We start from the raw sequence: 15030 nt of genomic DNA, 5'->3' as shown, positions 1-15030 counted from the left end.
GGCTCCTTGCGCGCGGTTTGCGTCTGGTTTGCCACGATCAGCAGGGTTCTGCCAGATCAGACTTTGCCTTCAAAATCCTTGTGGATCAGCTTGGCATCGCAATAGGGGCATTCGATCCAGCCCTTGTCCTGCGGGATTTGCAGCCAGATGCGCGGATGGCCTAATGCACCTTCACCGCCGTCACAGGCCACACGCCAGTCATGCACGATGCGGGTCTCGGGGGCGGGTGTGGTCATGAAATATCCTGTCTGGTTGTCGCGGGGCACGGCCCGCCTTAGATGTGGGAAACATATCGCAGCTGCGGGCAAGGGGAAAGACCAGCATGACCGACAATGCCATAGAAATTTCCGGGTTGAAAAAGACCTATGCCGCCACTGGCCGCAGCCCCGCAAAAGAGGCACTGAAGGGCATTGATCTGAACATCCCGCGCGGGTGCATCTTTGGCCTGCTGGGGCCGAACGGTGCAGGAAAATCCACGCTAATCAATATTCTGGCAGGGCTGGTGGTGAAATCAGCCGGGACCGTGAAAATCTGGGGCTTTGATCAGGATGTGAACCCGCGGCAATCGCGCGCCGCCATCGGGGTCATGCCGCAAGAACCACACCTCGATCCGTTTTTTACCCCCAAAGGGTCGCTTGATGTGCAGGCGGGGCTGTATGGCGTGCCGAAATCGCAACGCAAGACGGCAGAAATTCTGGAAATGATCGGGTTGACCGACAAGGCCGACGCCTATGCCCGGTCACTGTCTGGAGGAATGCGCCGCAGGCTATTGCTGGGTAAGGCGTTGGTGCATGCCCCGCAAATTCTGGTGCTGGACGAGCCCACAGCGGGCGTCGATATCGAATTGCGCAACATGCTGTGGCAAAACGTCCGCAAGCTGAATGATCAGGGGATGACGATCATCCTGACGACGCATTACCTCGAAGAGGCCGAACAGATGTGCGACGATATCGCCATCATCAACCATGGCGCGGTGATTATCCGCGACAGCACCGAAAACCTGCTGGGGCGGATCGACAGCAAGACACTGGTGATCACGCCTGACGCACCTGCCGACATGCCCGCACTGCCCGCAGGCATCACAGGGCAAAAACAGGATGACGGCACGCTGACATTCACCTACCAAAGCGGCAGGACCTCGGCTGATGTCATCCTGTCACTGGTCCGCTTGGCAGGAATCACGATCAAGGACGTGAAAACACAACAGGCCGATCTGGAGGATGTGTTTCTTTCGTTGACGTCGGGCCAGTGAATGTCATGCGGCACATCGTTCACCGCGATCAAATTTTGCAAAATTTGATTAGCCCTGCAGCATCCGGCCAAGCTGTTTGCCACCAATGATATGCAAATGAAAATGCGGCACATCCTGCACCCCATAGGTGCGGGTGTTCGCAATGGCGCGAAACCCGGCATCCACACCGGTCAGGCGGCAAACTTCGGCCACCGCCTGCATGAACCCGGCCTGTTCGTCAGGCGCGGCATCGCGCGCGAAATGATCAAGACTGACATAAGCCCCTTTGGGAATCACCAGCACGTGCACAGGGGCCTGCGGCTGGATGTCATGAAACGCTAACGCGTAATCGTTTTCAAAAACGGTCTTGTTCGGGATTTCGCCGCGCAGAATTTTGGCAAAGATGTTCTGGTCGTCATAGTCGAATTGCATCATGCACCTCAGTCATTGAAAAGATCCGGCGTTTGGGCCAGTGCCAGCGCTATATCATCGCTCAGACACAGGAAACGAGCAAGGGCTGCGGCATTTTCAGCAAGACTGCCCCCTTCCTGCATGACAAATACGTTGGCAAAGCTGGCGTCACGCAGACGGTCGCGTTCATCCATCAGATCACTGCGGATCATCGGCAAAAGCGGGGCAACTGTCGCCGCATTGCTATTTTCCCCGACCAGACCAATGCGCCCAGCATGGGCCAGCAGGTAGTCATCGTCAAACTTGCATACGATTTCCAGCAGGCGGATGGCAGGTTGGTCGACCATAAGATCATGCAGCAGATCGATATCCGCCGGATCCAGACAAATGACCAACCGGTCCTGTCCGAAAGCAGAAAAAACCATCCGCAAAAAAGCCCGCCGATGGCGCAACCGTTTATCAACCGTTTTTTCGATGCCCCCCAGATCAGGAAGACCGGACTTCGCTTCGTTGAACAGATAAGTGACGGCCGGAATGTCAGTTCTTTCCTGAATGTGCTGCACAAGCCGTTTTGCAACATGCCATTTCTTGCAGAGGATCACCAGCAAGTCACGGTCCCGCCCGACAGTGCCGCCCGTTTCCCAGAAACGGGGCGCAAAACGCCGCCCTCTCCGGCCCTTGCCCGTCACGTATTGGAAGATGTTGCGCCCTTGGTCTGAAACCGGAAAATCCATCCGGTCGCAGGCGTAAAGCTGGCCCAGCCTGTCACGCAAGCGATGCGCATCGCTGCTGATCTTGCGGGCAAAAAGCGCGTCTCGCTCGACCAGTAAATCGAATTGGTCATTATGGAATGTTACCGGCTGCCCGTAATCACTGAACATCAGAAAAGTCAGCGTTTTGTTTGCAATCTCTTGCCCCGGCACCAAGTGTCGGACGAGCGTTTGAAAAAATGTCTCATCCGGGATCCAGGTCGTTTTGAAAAACCGCACCACATCGCGGCGCCCGGCCAGAAAGTCAAAGATCTTCTCTAGCGTTGCGCGGCGCAGACACCACCACTGACTGCCGATCATCATTTGCAAATCGCTGGGAACATCCCGCGTCAAATGCAGTTTCCGTTGCACGGCCAATGACGTGTAAAACAACCGCGTCTGGCTGCGTTCATTGAAGAAATGCCGGTAAATCAGCCGCTCTTCTTTGAAACCTGTCTTGATCCAGTTACTTTCAAAAAAATCGTGACTTTCGATATAGTCGCAGTCTTTGGCATCCAGAACGGCATGGGCAAACACCGCCGATTTGATCGCCATGCAATCGCCCGATACCAGATAAAAATGACTGGCACGCGGAAAGGCATTCAACGCCACACTGATCGTATGCAGTGTCGCCTGCACAAGGCTCCACGCGCCCCAACCGCATTTGATGCGCGGCGCGGCAAAGGCCACATTGGGATTGTCAGCCAATGCGTCTTGAATGGCCGTGTAATCTGCGGCAGGCGACGATGCATCGAAGTGGATGGCGACATAATCCCCAACAGACGTCAGTTGTTGCGCCTGTTGCACGATGGCCGCAGGATTTTTGTGGCAAAGTAGAATAAAGGCAATTCTGGCCATATCAGCCGCCAACGTCCCCGGTTGGTAATCTTGTTTCACAGCCCATACCGTAAATAGCCGTTGAATAAACAGGCTTTCTTTGGTCTTTATCAAACCGATTATAAAGTCAGCTTGCGCAGTTTTGCCAGCAAAGGAAACATGAATGGGTTTTCCCGGCACATGGATGACAACGAGCCAAAGTGTCGTTTACCGGGTTGTGCCCAAATGCGCCTGTTCGACCATTGGCCAGATCATGTATTATTCAGACCATGGAGCGTTCTTTGAAGGCGACATCCATGATGCGAACACCGGCATGCACAAATGGGCCCTGCCCGACAGCCAACCGTTGATAGAACAGAACGTCAAAGCGCATCAAAGTTATGCTTTTACCTGTGTGCGAAACCCCTATACACGGATCCTTTCGTCATTTTTTGACAAAATCTGCGGCATTCAGCGCAACGGCAACCGTTATCGTGGCAATCTGGTGCCACTGCTGATCCAGAAATACGGGATTGAGGTCGGAGACCCCGACAACGGCTTTGAATTTGACCAGATCAAATCCTTTCGCCGTTTCCTGCTTTTCGCGCGCGATACGATCCGGTGGCGGCGACCGATGGAGCCGGACATTCACTGGTCGGGCATGTCAGGCCACATCGCCACACTCATCGCGAATGGCGGCCGTTACGACAACATTTTCTGGACCGAAACCTTTGATGATGGCATGCAAAATGTCTTGAATGCGATCCAGACGCCCCATCCGGTCGATCTGGCCAAGATACCCCGTTTCAACGAAAGCGAAGGCCACGGACCAAAGCGACTTCACCCTGTTGCGGATTACTTTGACGATCTGGCGATCCATCTGATGTATGAAATCTACAAAAAAGATTTCAACCTGTTCAAATACGATGCCAGCGACCCTGCCAGAAAGATGCCAACAGCCGAGATTGATCTGGACGAAGTGCATACGAAACTGCGTGATTAAGGGGGCTGTCTGCCCCCTCGCGCGCCAGCGGTCCGGATGGGGCTGAATCCAATCAGGTCAGGTGTGCCGGCATCACGTATTCTGATATGGAATGTGGATTTCGCTGTCTGGTCACCATCAGGGATCAGCGGTGACAATGAAACCCATGCCAACGCATTGTGCGGCATGAAATTTGTCGAAGAATCAAGGCCACCTTTTCTGCGGGGTGATCGACCACGGCGGTCACAGGAAAGGTGACATGCGTAGCGATCCTGCATCTCGCCAACAGGTTTTCCAGCCAATTGAGTCCCCGGCGCATTATCCGGACCCGAAATCCCACAATACACGACTTCAACATGCGGGATTTCAGTTGAGGAGTCGTGCCCGGCAGCGTATTCAGGGCTATGATCACACAAAAGATGAAATATGCGCTCAAGGCTCTGATGGAACTCGCCGCCGAGCGGGCGGGCGAAGGCAAGCCTTTACGGATCGAGGAAATCGCAACACGGTCAGGCACGCCGAAGCGGTTTCTGGAGCATATATTGCTTGAAATCCGCAATGTGGGCTTCATCGCCTCGACGCGGGGGCGCCATGGTGGCTATGTGCTGATAAAAGAGCCCCGGGAAGTGCCGCTAAGCGAATTGATGCGGCTGATCGACGGGCCGATCGCGCCGCTTCCCTGCCTGTCACGCCGTGCCTATCAACGGTGCGAGGATTGCCCTGACGAAGGTGCCTGCAAGCTGCGCGAGGTTTTCGGGCAAGTGTTCTGGTCATATCTTCTGCTGATTGACTCGCTGACGCTGGCCGATTTGGTCGAGCGTCCTGCCGCCGGCGTGGCCGCGGACACTGCCCGCCGAATCGGCTTCTGAACATCTCTGATTCCGCTGCAAGGCGTATTCTTGCTATCGGGTATCCACCCGGAGAATAATCATCTCTTTCCACGATAAGTTTTGACGTGATTATTCCGTTGCTTTTCACGATTAATCCTGTCGTTATTATCGGCATGAGGGCAAAGTGCCTTCACTCTGACAGGAGGACGAGATGTTCGCACATGACAGTTTCCCTAACGGACGAGCTGTGATTCCCAGCGATTGGCTGTCCGGGATGCCACATGCGATGGACTGTGGCACGCCCGTTGACCAGGATCGCCAGATGCATCCCGCGATCATGATGCCCCATCAGAACACCTGGCTTGTAGATCGCTGCGCACAAGTTGCGCTGCGGCAATACGGTTGAACGGTCACACACGGCGAAGGCCACCGGACCGGAATCAAATTTAACGTTACGCCTCGACCCAAAAACAAAGGAAACCCCATGTCGCTTTATCAGACTCTCGCCGCACGGCTCAAACGGCTGACACTGGTGCCTGCACCCGTCTATGCAGAACAACCCTCGCGGCGGCTTCGCTTCTGGCCGATGATGGCAACCGGTGCGCTGGCAATCGGCGTGACGCTGGCGCCGGCGCCGCAAGCTCAGGCGCAGGGCCTGACACTGCTGAATGTCAGTTACGACCCCACGCGCGAGCTTTATCGCGAATATAACGCTTGGTTTGCCGACTGGTGGGAGGCGCAGGGTAACCCACGCCCGACAATCCAGACATCACACGGTGGTTCGGGGGCGCAGGCGCGCGCGGTGATCGATGGATTGGCTGCGCATGTGGTGACGCTGGCGCTCGCAGGTGACATCGACGCCATCGCCACCCGGACCGACCTGATCGCGGAAGACTGGCAAAGCCGGTTGCCGCAAAACGCATCACCCTATACGTCGACCATCGTTTTTCTGGTGCGAGAGGGAAATCCGCAGAACATTCAAGACTGGGATGATCTGGTGCGCGACGGTGTCGAAGTGATCACCCCCAACCCCAAGACCTCGGGCGGGGCGCGCTGGAATTATCTGGCAGCCTGGGCCTATGCCGAAGCCAACGGCCTCGACCCGCAGGAATTCGTGGGCCAGATCTATCGCAATGTGCCGGTGCTTGACACCGCCGCGCGCGGTTCGACGACTACTTTCGTGCAGCGCGGGCTGGGTGACGTGCTGCTGGCATGGGAGAATGAGGCCTATCTGGCGCTGGCCGAACTGGGCGAGGATCAGTTCGATATCGTCGTGCCCTCCGTTTCGGTTCTGGCAGAGCCGCCGGTGGCACTGGTGCCCGGCAACGTGACGGATGACAACCTGCACGCGCTGGCGACGGCCTATCTGGAGCAGCTTTACAGCCCTGAAGCGCAAGCCATGGCGCTGCGCCATTACTATCGCGCGTGGGATACCTCGGCTGCTGATCCCGAAGACGTGGCCCGCTTTCCAGAGGTCAATCGGCTGACTATCCAGCATTTCGGCGGTTGGGCCGAAGCACAGCCCCTGCATTTCGGTGATGGCGGCATTTTTGACCAGATCTATCAGGAGTAAGATCGCAATGGCCGTGCGTTCCTTTACGCTCAAGGCGCCCACCCCGATGCCGGGGTGGGGGCTTTCATTTGGCATAATGCTGACGATGATTTCAGTCGTCGTGCTGATCCCCATGGCCGTTCTGCTCTGGCGGGGTTTTGTCGACTTCGGCGCGGCCGCGATGTGGGACGTGGTGAACCGCAACCGCGTTTGGAACGCATTGGCGCTCAGTTTTCGGGCCGCATTTGTCGCCTCGCTTTTCAACCTTGCCTTCGGCGTGCTTCTTGCCTGGGTGCTGGTGCGCTACCGCTTCCCCGGCAAGAGGATTGTAGACGCGGCAGTAGATCTGCCCTTTGCCCTGCCCACTGCGGTGGCCGGGATCGCGCTGACCGCGATCTATGCACCCAATGGCGTGTTTGGATCGGTCATAACGCAGACCTTCGGGATCCGCGTGGCTTATACCGAGCTTGGCATCTGGATCGCACTGATCTTCGTGGGCCTGCCCTTTGTCGTGCGCACTGTCCAGCCGGTGATCGAAGAGATCGACCACGAAACGGAGGAGGTATCGGCCACACTCGGCGCGAGCCGCCTGCGCACGCTGACCCACGTGGTCCTGCCGATGCTGGCCCCCGCCGCGTTGACAGGCTTTGCTTTGGCGCTTGCGCGGTCGGTCGGTGAATACGGTTCCGTCATCTTCATCGCGGGCAATCTGCCAAACGTGACCGAGATCGCGCCGCTGCTGATTGTCATCCGGCTAGAGGAGTTCGACTATGACGGTGCCGTCGCCATCGCCATCGCGATGCTGGCGATTTCCTTCGCGTTGCTGTTAGCCATCAACCTGATCCAGATCTGGAGCCGCCGCCGCATGGGCGCGGTCTGAGGAAGAGGACCCCATGACCAACGCTATGATTATCCCCGCACGCAGGCGTCGCTTGCGGTCTGCAACCTCGGAACCCACCCTCGTTAAGTGGTTGCTGATCGGGCTGTGCCTTGCTGTGCTGACCGTTTTGCTGTTCGCCCCACTGATCGCCGTTTTCGACGAAGCGTTGCGCCGCGGCTGGGCCTTTGCACTGGCGTCACTATCCGAACCTGACGCGCAGGCGGCAATCCGGCTTACGGTGTTGGTGGCAGCAATCACCGTGCCGCTGAACGCCACTTTCGGTATCGCCGCTGCATGGGCAATCACCAAGTTCGACTGGCGCGGCAAGGCTTGGGTCATCACGATGATCGACCTGCCATTTTCAGTTTCGCCAGTCGTGGCAGGCCTTCTGTTTGTGCTGATGTTCGGGGCCAATTCGGCACTTGGGGTCTGGCTGGTGGCAAATGGCTTTCCGGTCGTCTTCGCCGTGCCGGGAATCGTGCTGGCGACGCTGTTCATCACCTTCCCGTTTGTGGCGCGCGAACTGATCCCGATGATGCTGGAACAGGGCCGCGCCGAGGAAGAGGCCGCGCTCACGCTCGGTGCCTCGGGCTGGCGAGTGTTCATGACCGTCACGCTGCCGAACATTCGCTGGGCGCTACTGTATGGTGTCTTGCTTTGCAACGCCCGTGCCATGGGCGAATTTGGCGCGGTGGCCGTCGTTTCCGGCAAGATCCGGGGCCAGACCACCACCATGCCGCTGATGATCGAGATGTTTTACAACGAGTATCTTTCGGTCGCGGCCTTCACGATGGCTGGCGTTCTGGCGCTCCTGGCCTTTGTCACCCTTACCCTGAAATCGGCTCTGGAATGGCGATACGCCGACCAGCTTGCCGCCACCCACCGCCATTAACGGAGGACGCAATGAACATAGAGATCGAGGAGATTTCCAAGGATTTTGGCACCACCGCCGCGCTGCTTCCCGTGTCGCTGTCCATCCCTTCGGGCACGCTGGTGGCGCTTCTGGGGCCGTCAGGGTCAGGCAAGACGACGCTGTTGCGTATTCTCGGCGGGCTGGAGTTTCCCACGGCGGGGCGCGTGTTGTTTGATGGCTCTGACGCCACTGGCCTTAGCGTGCAGGAACGCCGCGCGGGGTTCGTCTTTCAGTCCTACGCGCTGTTCCGGCACATGACGGTGTTTGACAACATCGCCTACGGGCTGCGCGCCCGCCCGCGCAAATCACGGCCCACAACGCCTGAAATTGCCCGGCGGGTAACGAAACTGCTGGAGCTGATCAAACTACCCGATATTGGTGCGCGCTATCCCAACCAGCTTTCCGGGGGCCAGCGCCAGCGCGTGGCGCTGGCCCGCGCGCTGGCGATCCAGCCGCGCATGCTGCTGCTTGATGAACCCTTCGGCGCGCTTGACGCCAAGGTGCGCAAGGAACTTCGGCATGGCCTGCGCGATATCCATGACACAACAGGCCTGACCACGGTGTTCGTAACCCACGATCAGGAAGAGGCGATGGAACTGGCCGACCTGGTGGTCGTAATGTCGATTGGCCGCATCGAACAGGTAGGCAAGCCCGAAGACATCCGCGCCCGGCCGAAGACCGATTTCGTGCGCGAGTTCATAACGGCATGAGGCGGGAATGCAAAATTGACCGGACGCGGCCCTGCCAAACTGCCGGGTCGGGTGCGTTGAACACCCCGCCTCACGCTTCCAACCGTTCTGTCCCTCACCGAGAGAGCCGCGCTTTGACAAGCGAAAGGGGGCGGCTGGTGGTTTCGTCTGGCATCACCCCGCCCGAACCGGGTGTGCCGGCTTCGTCCGGGCAGTTGTGGTCAATACCGACGACGGGCGCGTGTCTGACAGATGGCGCCGGTCGCGAAGCAAGCTTGGGGAACCGACGATGAGTGAGTTTAACGCCAACCTGCCAAGCCTCGACCGGATCGACCGAAAAATCCTGCACGAACTCATGCAGGACTCCACTCTGCCCGTGGCGCAACTTGCCGAACGCGTGGGCCTTTCACAAACCCCTTGCTGGAAACGCGTCCAGAAGCTGGAGGCGGCAGGCGTGATCACCGGTCGTGTGGCGCTGGTCGCACCCGAAAAGATCGGGCTGGGCCTGACCGTCTTTGTCGAAATCGAGGCGGCCGATCATTCGTTTGAATGGCGCGATGCTTTCGCGACAGTGATTACCGCCTATCCCCAGATCATAGAGGCGCATCGTATGGCAGGCGAGGTGGACTATCTGCTAAAGGTGATGGTACCCGACATGGATTCCTATGACGCCTTTTATCTTGATCTGACCCGCAAACTGCCCTGCCGGAACATCACATCGAAGTTCTCGATGGAAGGGATCAAGGCCACCAGCTTGCTGCCGATCGACATCGTGACGGTCTGAAGCAGAGAACGATATTCTCTAAATCATGCAAAAAACGAACACTAAAAACACGATAAACATGGTAGTGTTTAGGTAGATTAGAAAGGAAGACCGCATGACCCGCACCTTGCTTATCCCCGGTATTGACGGCTCGCCTGACCCGCATTGGCAGGCGTGGTGGCAGAAGAATGATCCGATGGCGCTGACCGTGGACCAGGACGATTGGTCAAACCCGTCGCCCGAAGCATGGGAAGCCGAGGTCGCAGGCGCCGTTTTGCAGCACCCCGGTGCGATACTGGTGGCGCATTCGCTGGGTTGCCTTGTGGTCGCGCGATTGCTGGCGATCTGGCCGCATCTGAACATCGCAGGCGCGCTTTTGGTGGCACCTGTCGATCCCGCCCGTTGCGACCGGTTGCGCCGTTTTATGCACACACCGCGCACAGAATTGCCCGTGCCGGTTACAGTCGTTGCCAGCCGAAACGACCCTTTGCTGCCATTCGAAGATGCCTGCGATCTTGCCCATGACTGGGGTGCCGCTCTTGTCGATATGGGCAGGGCCGGTCACATCAATATCGCCAGCGGTTTTGGCCCGTGGTCACAGGGATTGGAACTGCGCGATGCGCTAGCACGCCATTCTCGGGCCTATGTCATGCCAAGGTCCCGGAAATGCGTTTCGGCAGAGCGGTGGGCATTCTGATGCGCGGCTCTGCACCGCGGGCTGTGCGGCCGCGCATGATCGTCTCAGACCGTTGGAACCATCTCTTTGCGCTTGCGCTCTTCCTTGTGGCCTATGTCGGGATCCTGGCGGTGACATTCGCTCCGCAGGGCATGTTCGTCGCGCCACCGCCAAATGCGCAAGTCGGGAAGTGACGCAACATGTTGGACAGAAACAAAACCAGATCTTGCCGGCTTGCCGCCTACGACGCCGAACCGGCCGATGATGATGACAGGAACGTACCGGCCCTCAGGTTATCAATACAGCCGGTCCGATCGCCAATTGTATCGTGGCCCTTGCCCTATGGATAGGGGCACCGTGGTAGTCAAAGACACTGTTCCGCCGGGAAGGGATTCCCGCATAATCAGGCCGATGTCGAACAATAAGGAAAGTTTCCCGATTTGTCGCGAAATTTCCCATCTTCCGTCCACGCAAGGGCCGTCCGCGACAGCTGCTGTTGCCCTCCCTTGCATGTTCGCGGAACGACTTTCGTCGCGAGTTGCAGCGCACCATGGGCCGTCAGCTTGTCGCCCAGAGAAACCCGCCTTAGTTCGTCGATTTGATTTAGAAAGGTGCCCCCATGTCCATCAGTATTTCAGGGCTGACCAAACGGTTCGGACAGACGGATGTTCTACGCGGGATCGATCTGGGCGTCGAGAAGGGCGAGTTGGTGGCACTTTTGGGCCCCTCTGGTTCTGGCAAGACAACCCTTCTGAAGATCATCGCGGGGCTGGAATGGCCTGATGCCGGACAGCTCTTGGTGGACGGGGCCGACTGGCTGCAACTGGCAGCACAGGACCGCCGCATCGGTTTTGTGTTCCAGCACTATGCGCTGTTCCCGCACATGAGCGTGCGCGACAACCTCGCCTTCGGCTTGGCAGTCCGGCCCCGCAACGAACGACCGGGCAAGGCAGTCATCACGGCCAAGGTCGATGAACTGCTGCACTTCCTGCAAATCGCCCATCTGGCCGACCGCTATCCGACGCAATTGTCGGGCGGCCAGCGCCAGCGCGTTGCGCTGGGTCGTGCACTGGCCATCGAACCGAATGTGCTGCTGCTGGACGAACCCTTTGGCGCGCTCGATGCCGCAATCCGACGCGACCTGCGCCGGTGGTTGCGCGGTGTGCACGAGGCGACAGGATCCACAACCATCTTCGTCACGCACGACCAGGAGGAAGCTTTCGAACTGGCCGACCGTGTGGTGGTGATGGGCGAAGGAAAGATAGAGCAGATAGGCCATGCCGACGCAATCCACGACCATCCTGCCACCCCGTTTGTCGCCCGCTTCATGGGCGCCACTGTCGAACTGCCGGTGACGCTCCTTGCTGGCAGGGCCGAAGGTGCGGGGCTGGACCTGGCCGCCCTGCCCCGGCGGGCGCTTGGGGATGGCCCCGCGCGGCTGTTTACGCGCCCCGAGGATATTGTCGCTCTGCCAGACCCGAAAGCGCCTTGGCGGATCGTCACACGCACTTCGAACGGGGCCAATCTGCGCCTTGTGCTGCGCCATCCCGATCTTGGCGAGGCAGAGGTCGACACACCGCGCCGAGCGACTGCCGCCGATGCGTTGGTGGTCGATGCACCCGTGCGCCTGCGCATCGCGTTCGGAACGATTTTTCCCGACGGCCGGAAGGCTGCGACCGCAACCACCGCCCAACCCGCATCAATTTCCATACAGGAGGCCAGACAATGACCATTCCCTTTATACGAACCGCCCTTGTGGCTGCGGCACTCGCCGCAAGCCCGGCCGCCGCGCAGGACAGCCTGCTCAACACCAGCTATGACGTGGCGCGCGAATTGTTCGAGGCGCTCAACCCGGTCTTTGCCGACCATTGGCAGGAAACCACAGGGCGCACCATCACGATCGACATGAGCCATGGCGGCTCGTCGCGTCAGGCTCGCGCAATCCTTGAAGGGTTGCGTGCCGATATCGTGACCTTCAATCAGGAAACCGATATCGACGTGCTGGCCGCCGGGGGGCTTTTGTCCGCCGACTGGCGCGATGCCCTGCCCAATGGCGCCTCGCCCTGGTATTCGCTGCCTGCCTTCCTGGTACGCGACGGCAATCCGTTGAACATTCAGGACTGGGATGATCTTGCCCGCGCCGATGTCTCGGTTATCTTCCCCAACCCGCGCACCAGCGGCAACGCACGCTATACCTATCTTGCCGCATTCGCCTATGCGCTGGAACAGAATGACGGGGACGAAGACGCTGCCGAAGCCTTCGTAAGAGCCATCTTCGACAATGTGCCCGTGTTCGACACAGGCGGGCGCGGCGCAACCCAAACCTTTGCCGAGCGCAACATTGGTGATGTTCTGGTGACGTTCGAGGCCGAGACCGGCGGGATCGCCGCCGCCTATGCCGATCAGGGTCTGGAACGGATTACCCCTTCGGTCAGCCTGTTCGCGGCCTTCCCCGTTGCGGTCGTGTCCGAAGTCGCCGAACGTAACGGCACCAGCGAACTGGCCACCGCCTATCTTGAATGGCTTTACACCGAGGACGCGCAGCGCATCGTGGCGCAGAACTACTACCGCGTGGCCGATGAGGGCGTATCAGCCGAATTCGCCGACCAACTGCCCGATGTGCGTTTGGTGACGGTCGATGACGTTTTCGGCGGGTGGGACGCCATTCAGGAAAACCACTTCGCCGAAGGTGCGCGTCTTGATAATGTCTTCGTGAACCAGTGATCAGATGAGCACCGCAACATTCGATCCGCCGATCCGCGCCAAGCGCGTCCTGCCGGGCTTTACGCTCAGCCTTGGCACGACGCTGCTGTATCTGACGCTGATCGTGCTGATTCCGGTGGCGGCGCTGATCCTGAAAGGAGCAGAAATCGGCCCTGATCGGTTCTGGCGCATCATATCCAGCCCGCGCGCGGTGGCGGCCTTCCAGATCACATTGACTGCGGCAGCCATCGCCACAGTCTTTAATGCGGTCTACGGGCTGCTGATGGCTTGGGTTTTGGTGCGCTATGACTTTCCCGGCAAGCGCCTGCTTGACGCGCTGATGGATGTGCCTTTCGCGTTGCCGACGGCAGTGGCAGGGCTGTCGCTGACCGCGCTTTTTTCCGCCAACGGTTGGTTCGGGACGGTGCTGCACCCGGCAGGCATTCCGGTGGTCTATACGATCTGGGGGATCGCGATGGCGATGGCATTTACTTCGGTGCCGTTTGTGGTGCGCACTGTGCAGCCCGTGCTGGAAGACATGGACCCGGCGCTTGAACAGGCCGCTGTCACACTGGGCGCGCGCCCTTGGGCGATCTTTAGCCGTGTGGTATTCCCCGCGATCCTACCCGCCTGGCTGGCCGGCTGCACGACGGCCTTTGCCCGGTCCCTTGGCGAATTCGGCGCCATCGTATTCATCGCCGGCAACCTGCCCTTCAAGACCGAAATCGCGGCCCTACTGGCCTACATCCGGCTAGAGGAGTTCGACTACAACGGCGCGGCGGCTATTGCGCTGGTGCTGCTGGGCTTCGCTTTGATCCTCCTTCTGGTCTCGAACCTGTTGCAGTTCTGGGCCTCTCGCTACCACGAGGTCAGCCGATGACCGTCACCACCCTGACCCATCTGCCCGGCCAGTCCCGCCGGGGCGAACGGCTGCTCATCGGCCTCGCCGTCAGCCTGTCGCTGCTGTTCATCGCAGCCCCGCTTGCGTTCATCTTCGCCCGTGCCTTTTCGCGCGGGTGGGAAGTTTACGCAGCGAACATCCTGCATCCGATGACGCTGCATGCGATCTGGCTGACCACAATCACCGCGATCATTGTCGTGCCGCTGAACGTGGCCTTCGGCATCGCCGCCGCTTGGGCGGTGGCCAAGCACCGCTTCCCGGGGCGCGGCATCCTCGTCACTATGATCGAAATCCCCTTTTCGATCTCGCCGATCATTGCCGGCATCTGCTATCTTCTCCTCTACGGGCGGCAAGGTCTGCTGGGGCCGTGGCTTCAGGCCAACGACCTACAGGTGATGTTCGCCCTGCCCGGCATCGTGCTGGTCACGATGTTCGTGACCGCGCCCTTTGTCGCGCGCGAGGTGCTGCCTTTGATGCAGGCCCAAGGCACCGAGCAGGAGGAGGCCGCCGTCACGCTGGGCGCGAATGGCTGGCAGATCTTTACCCGCGTAACCCTGCCCAACATCAAATGGGCGCTGCTTTATGGCGCGGTCCTATGCACTGCGCGGGCCGTCGGCGAGTTTGGCGGGGTGTCTGTCGTCTCGGGCAACATCCGCGGTCAGACCAACACCCTGCCGCTGCACGTAGAGCTGCTGTTCAACGACCTGAATGCAGTCGGTGCCTTCGCCGCGGCCTCGACGCTGACGCTGATCGCCATCGTTGCACTTTTGGTAAAAGCGGTTCTCGAAGGCAGAAAGGCCGGCTGACGTGACTGATTTTCCCGTGATCGCGCCGGCCAGGGTGGCCCGGCCGCTGCGTATGCGGGTCGGTAGCGCGGCCACATCCGAGGGCGCCGCCCCCAGCGGACAACGCGACCGTTCGCACTGTCTTCATC

The 15030-nt window shown here is 59.2% G+C and carries 16 protein-coding genes; 13 read left to right on the top strand and 3 right to left on the bottom strand.

Annotation, left to right across the window (positions count from 1 at the left end):
• Positions 1-56: 56 nt before the first annotated feature.
• Complete coding sequence (locus tag IBX59_RS00835) at positions 57-236, bottom strand: zinc-finger domain-containing protein (protein WP_296371367.1); 180 nt, start codon at positions 234-236, stop codon at positions 57-59.
• A gap of 86 nt (positions 237-322) precedes the next feature.
• Here IBX59_RS00835 and IBX59_RS00830 point away from each other — a divergent pair, with 86 nt between their 5' ends.
• Complete coding sequence (locus tag IBX59_RS00830; RefSeq protein WP_296371366.1) at positions 323-1252, top strand: ABC transporter ATP-binding protein; 930 nt, start codon at positions 323-325, stop codon at positions 1250-1252.
• A gap of 48 nt (positions 1253-1300) precedes the next feature.
• Here the strand turns inward: IBX59_RS00830 and IBX59_RS00825 are convergent, their stop codons facing one another.
• Complete coding sequence (locus tag IBX59_RS00825; RefSeq protein WP_296371517.1) at positions 1301-1663, bottom strand: HIT domain-containing protein; 363 nt, start codon at positions 1661-1663, stop codon at positions 1301-1303.
• A gap of 8 nt (positions 1664-1671) precedes the next feature.
• Positions 1672-3249, bottom strand: a complete 1578-nt coding sequence (locus tag IBX59_RS00820) for a DUF5928 domain-containing protein (protein ID WP_296371515.1) — start codon at positions 3247-3249, stop codon at positions 1672-1674.
• A 142-nt stretch (positions 3250-3391) separates the two neighbouring features.
• On the opposite strand from IBX59_RS00820, the gene IBX59_RS00815 reads away from it, so the two are divergent.
• From IBX59_RS00815 to cysW (IBX59_RS00760), 12 genes are all read left to right on the top strand, one after another.
• Complete coding sequence (locus tag IBX59_RS00815; protein ID WP_296371365.1) at positions 3392-4210, top strand: sulfotransferase family protein; 819 nt, start codon at positions 3392-3394, stop codon at positions 4208-4210.
• A gap of 383 nt (positions 4211-4593) precedes the next feature.
• On the top strand, positions 4594-5058 hold the full coding sequence (locus IBX59_RS00810; RefSeq protein ID WP_296371363.1) for an Rrf2 family transcriptional regulator: 465 nt from the start codon (positions 4594-4596) through the stop codon (positions 5056-5058).
• 547 nt (positions 5059-5605) lie between these two features.
• Positions 5606-6592, top strand: coding sequence for a sulfate ABC transporter substrate-binding protein (locus tag IBX59_RS00805; protein WP_296371514.1), 987 nt, complete (start codon positions 5606-5608; stop codon positions 6590-6592).
• 7 nt (positions 6593-6599) lie between these two features.
• Positions 6600-7451, top strand: coding sequence for a sulfate ABC transporter permease subunit CysT (gene cysT / locus IBX59_RS00800; RefSeq protein ID WP_296371360.1), 852 nt, complete (start codon positions 6600-6602; stop codon positions 7449-7451).
• A 13-nt stretch (positions 7452-7464) separates the two neighbouring features.
• A complete protein-coding gene (gene cysW / locus IBX59_RS00795; RefSeq protein WP_296371358.1) occupies positions 7465-8343 on the top strand; it encodes a sulfate ABC transporter permease subunit CysW in 879 nt (292 codons plus the stop codon).
• 11 nt (positions 8344-8354) lie between these two features.
• Entirely contained in the window at positions 8355-9074 is a 720-nt protein-coding gene (locus IBX59_RS00790) for a sulfate/molybdate ABC transporter ATP-binding protein (protein WP_296371355.1), read from the top strand.
• Positions 9075-9342: 268 nt separating this feature from the next.
• Complete coding sequence (locus IBX59_RS00785) at positions 9343-9837, top strand: Lrp/AsnC family transcriptional regulator (RefSeq protein ID WP_296371353.1); 495 nt, start codon at positions 9343-9345, stop codon at positions 9835-9837.
• A gap of 94 nt (positions 9838-9931) precedes the next feature.
• Positions 9932-10513 (top strand): alpha/beta hydrolase, encoded by a 582-nt coding sequence (locus IBX59_RS00780; protein ID WP_296371350.1) that lies wholly within the window; start codon positions 9932-9934, stop codon positions 10511-10513.
• Between the two features lie 598 nt (positions 10514-11111).
• Positions 11112-12221, top strand: a complete 1110-nt coding sequence (locus IBX59_RS00775; protein ID WP_296371348.1) for a sulfate ABC transporter ATP-binding protein — start codon at positions 11112-11114, stop codon at positions 12219-12221.
• Positions 12218-13216, top strand: coding sequence for a sulfate ABC transporter substrate-binding protein (locus IBX59_RS00770; protein WP_296371345.1), 999 nt, complete (start codon positions 12218-12220; stop codon positions 13214-13216). Before IBX59_RS00775 ends, IBX59_RS00770 begins: the two co-directional genes overlap by 4 nt.
• 4 nt (positions 13217-13220) lie before the next feature.
• Positions 13221-14075, top strand: a complete 855-nt coding sequence (cysT, locus tag IBX59_RS00765) for a sulfate ABC transporter permease subunit CysT (RefSeq protein WP_296371342.1) — start codon at positions 13221-13223, stop codon at positions 14073-14075.
• Positions 14072-14902: a sulfate ABC transporter permease subunit CysW gene (gene cysW / locus IBX59_RS00760; RefSeq protein ID WP_296371339.1), complete on the top strand. Its 831-nt coding sequence runs from the start codon at positions 14072-14074 to the stop codon at positions 14900-14902. Before cysT (IBX59_RS00765) ends, cysW (IBX59_RS00760) begins: the two co-directional genes overlap by 4 nt.
• The last annotated feature ends 128 nt before the right edge of the window (positions 14903-15030 follow it).

This window comes from Yoonia sp. (assembly GCF_014859355.1).
In the GTDB taxonomy this organism is placed as follows: Bacteria; Pseudomonadota; Alphaproteobacteria; order Rhodobacterales; family Rhodobacteraceae; genus Yoonia.
This window is presented reverse-complemented; position numbering and strand designations above follow the sequence as displayed.

Coding starts and splice junctions, on each gene's coding strand:
- IBX59_RS00835 (WP_296371367.1), bottom strand. CDS start 236: ATGACCACACCCGCCCCCGAGACCCGCATCGTGCATGACTGGCGTGTG.
- IBX59_RS00830 (WP_296371366.1), top strand. CDS start 323: ATGACCGACAATGCCATAGAAATTTCCGGGTTGAAAAAGACCTATGCC.
- IBX59_RS00825 (WP_296371517.1), bottom strand. CDS start 1,663: ATGCAATTCGACTATGACGACCAGAACATCTTTGCCAAAATTCTGCGC.
- IBX59_RS00820 (WP_296371515.1), bottom strand. CDS start 3,249: ATGGCCAGAATTGCCTTTATTCTACTTTGCCACAAAAATCCTGCGGCC.
- IBX59_RS00815 (WP_296371365.1), top strand. CDS start 3,392: ATGGGTTTTCCCGGCACATGGATGACAACGAGCCAAAGTGTCGTTTAC.
- IBX59_RS00810 (WP_296371363.1), top strand. CDS start 4,594: ATGATCACACAAAAGATGAAATATGCGCTCAAGGCTCTGATGGAACTC.
- IBX59_RS00805 (WP_296371514.1), top strand. CDS start 5,606: ATGATGGCAACCGGTGCGCTGGCAATCGGCGTGACGCTGGCGCCGGCG.
- cysT (WP_296371360.1), top strand. CDS start 6,600: ATGGCCGTGCGTTCCTTTACGCTCAAGGCGCCCACCCCGATGCCGGGG.
- cysW (WP_296371358.1), top strand. CDS start 7,465: ATGACCAACGCTATGATTATCCCCGCACGCAGGCGTCGCTTGCGGTCT.
- IBX59_RS00790 (WP_296371355.1), top strand. CDS start 8,355: ATGAACATAGAGATCGAGGAGATTTCCAAGGATTTTGGCACCACCGCC.
- IBX59_RS00785 (WP_296371353.1), top strand. CDS start 9,343: ATGAGTGAGTTTAACGCCAACCTGCCAAGCCTCGACCGGATCGACCGA.
- IBX59_RS00780 (WP_296371350.1), top strand. CDS start 9,932: ATGACCCGCACCTTGCTTATCCCCGGTATTGACGGCTCGCCTGACCCG.
- IBX59_RS00775 (WP_296371348.1), top strand. CDS start 11,112: ATGTCCATCAGTATTTCAGGGCTGACCAAACGGTTCGGACAGACGGAT.
- IBX59_RS00770 (WP_296371345.1), top strand. CDS start 12,218: ATGACCATTCCCTTTATACGAACCGCCCTTGTGGCTGCGGCACTCGCC.
- cysT (WP_296371342.1), top strand. CDS start 13,221: ATGAGCACCGCAACATTCGATCCGCCGATCCGCGCCAAGCGCGTCCTG.
- cysW (WP_296371339.1), top strand. CDS start 14,072: ATGACCGTCACCACCCTGACCCATCTGCCCGGCCAGTCCCGCCGGGGC.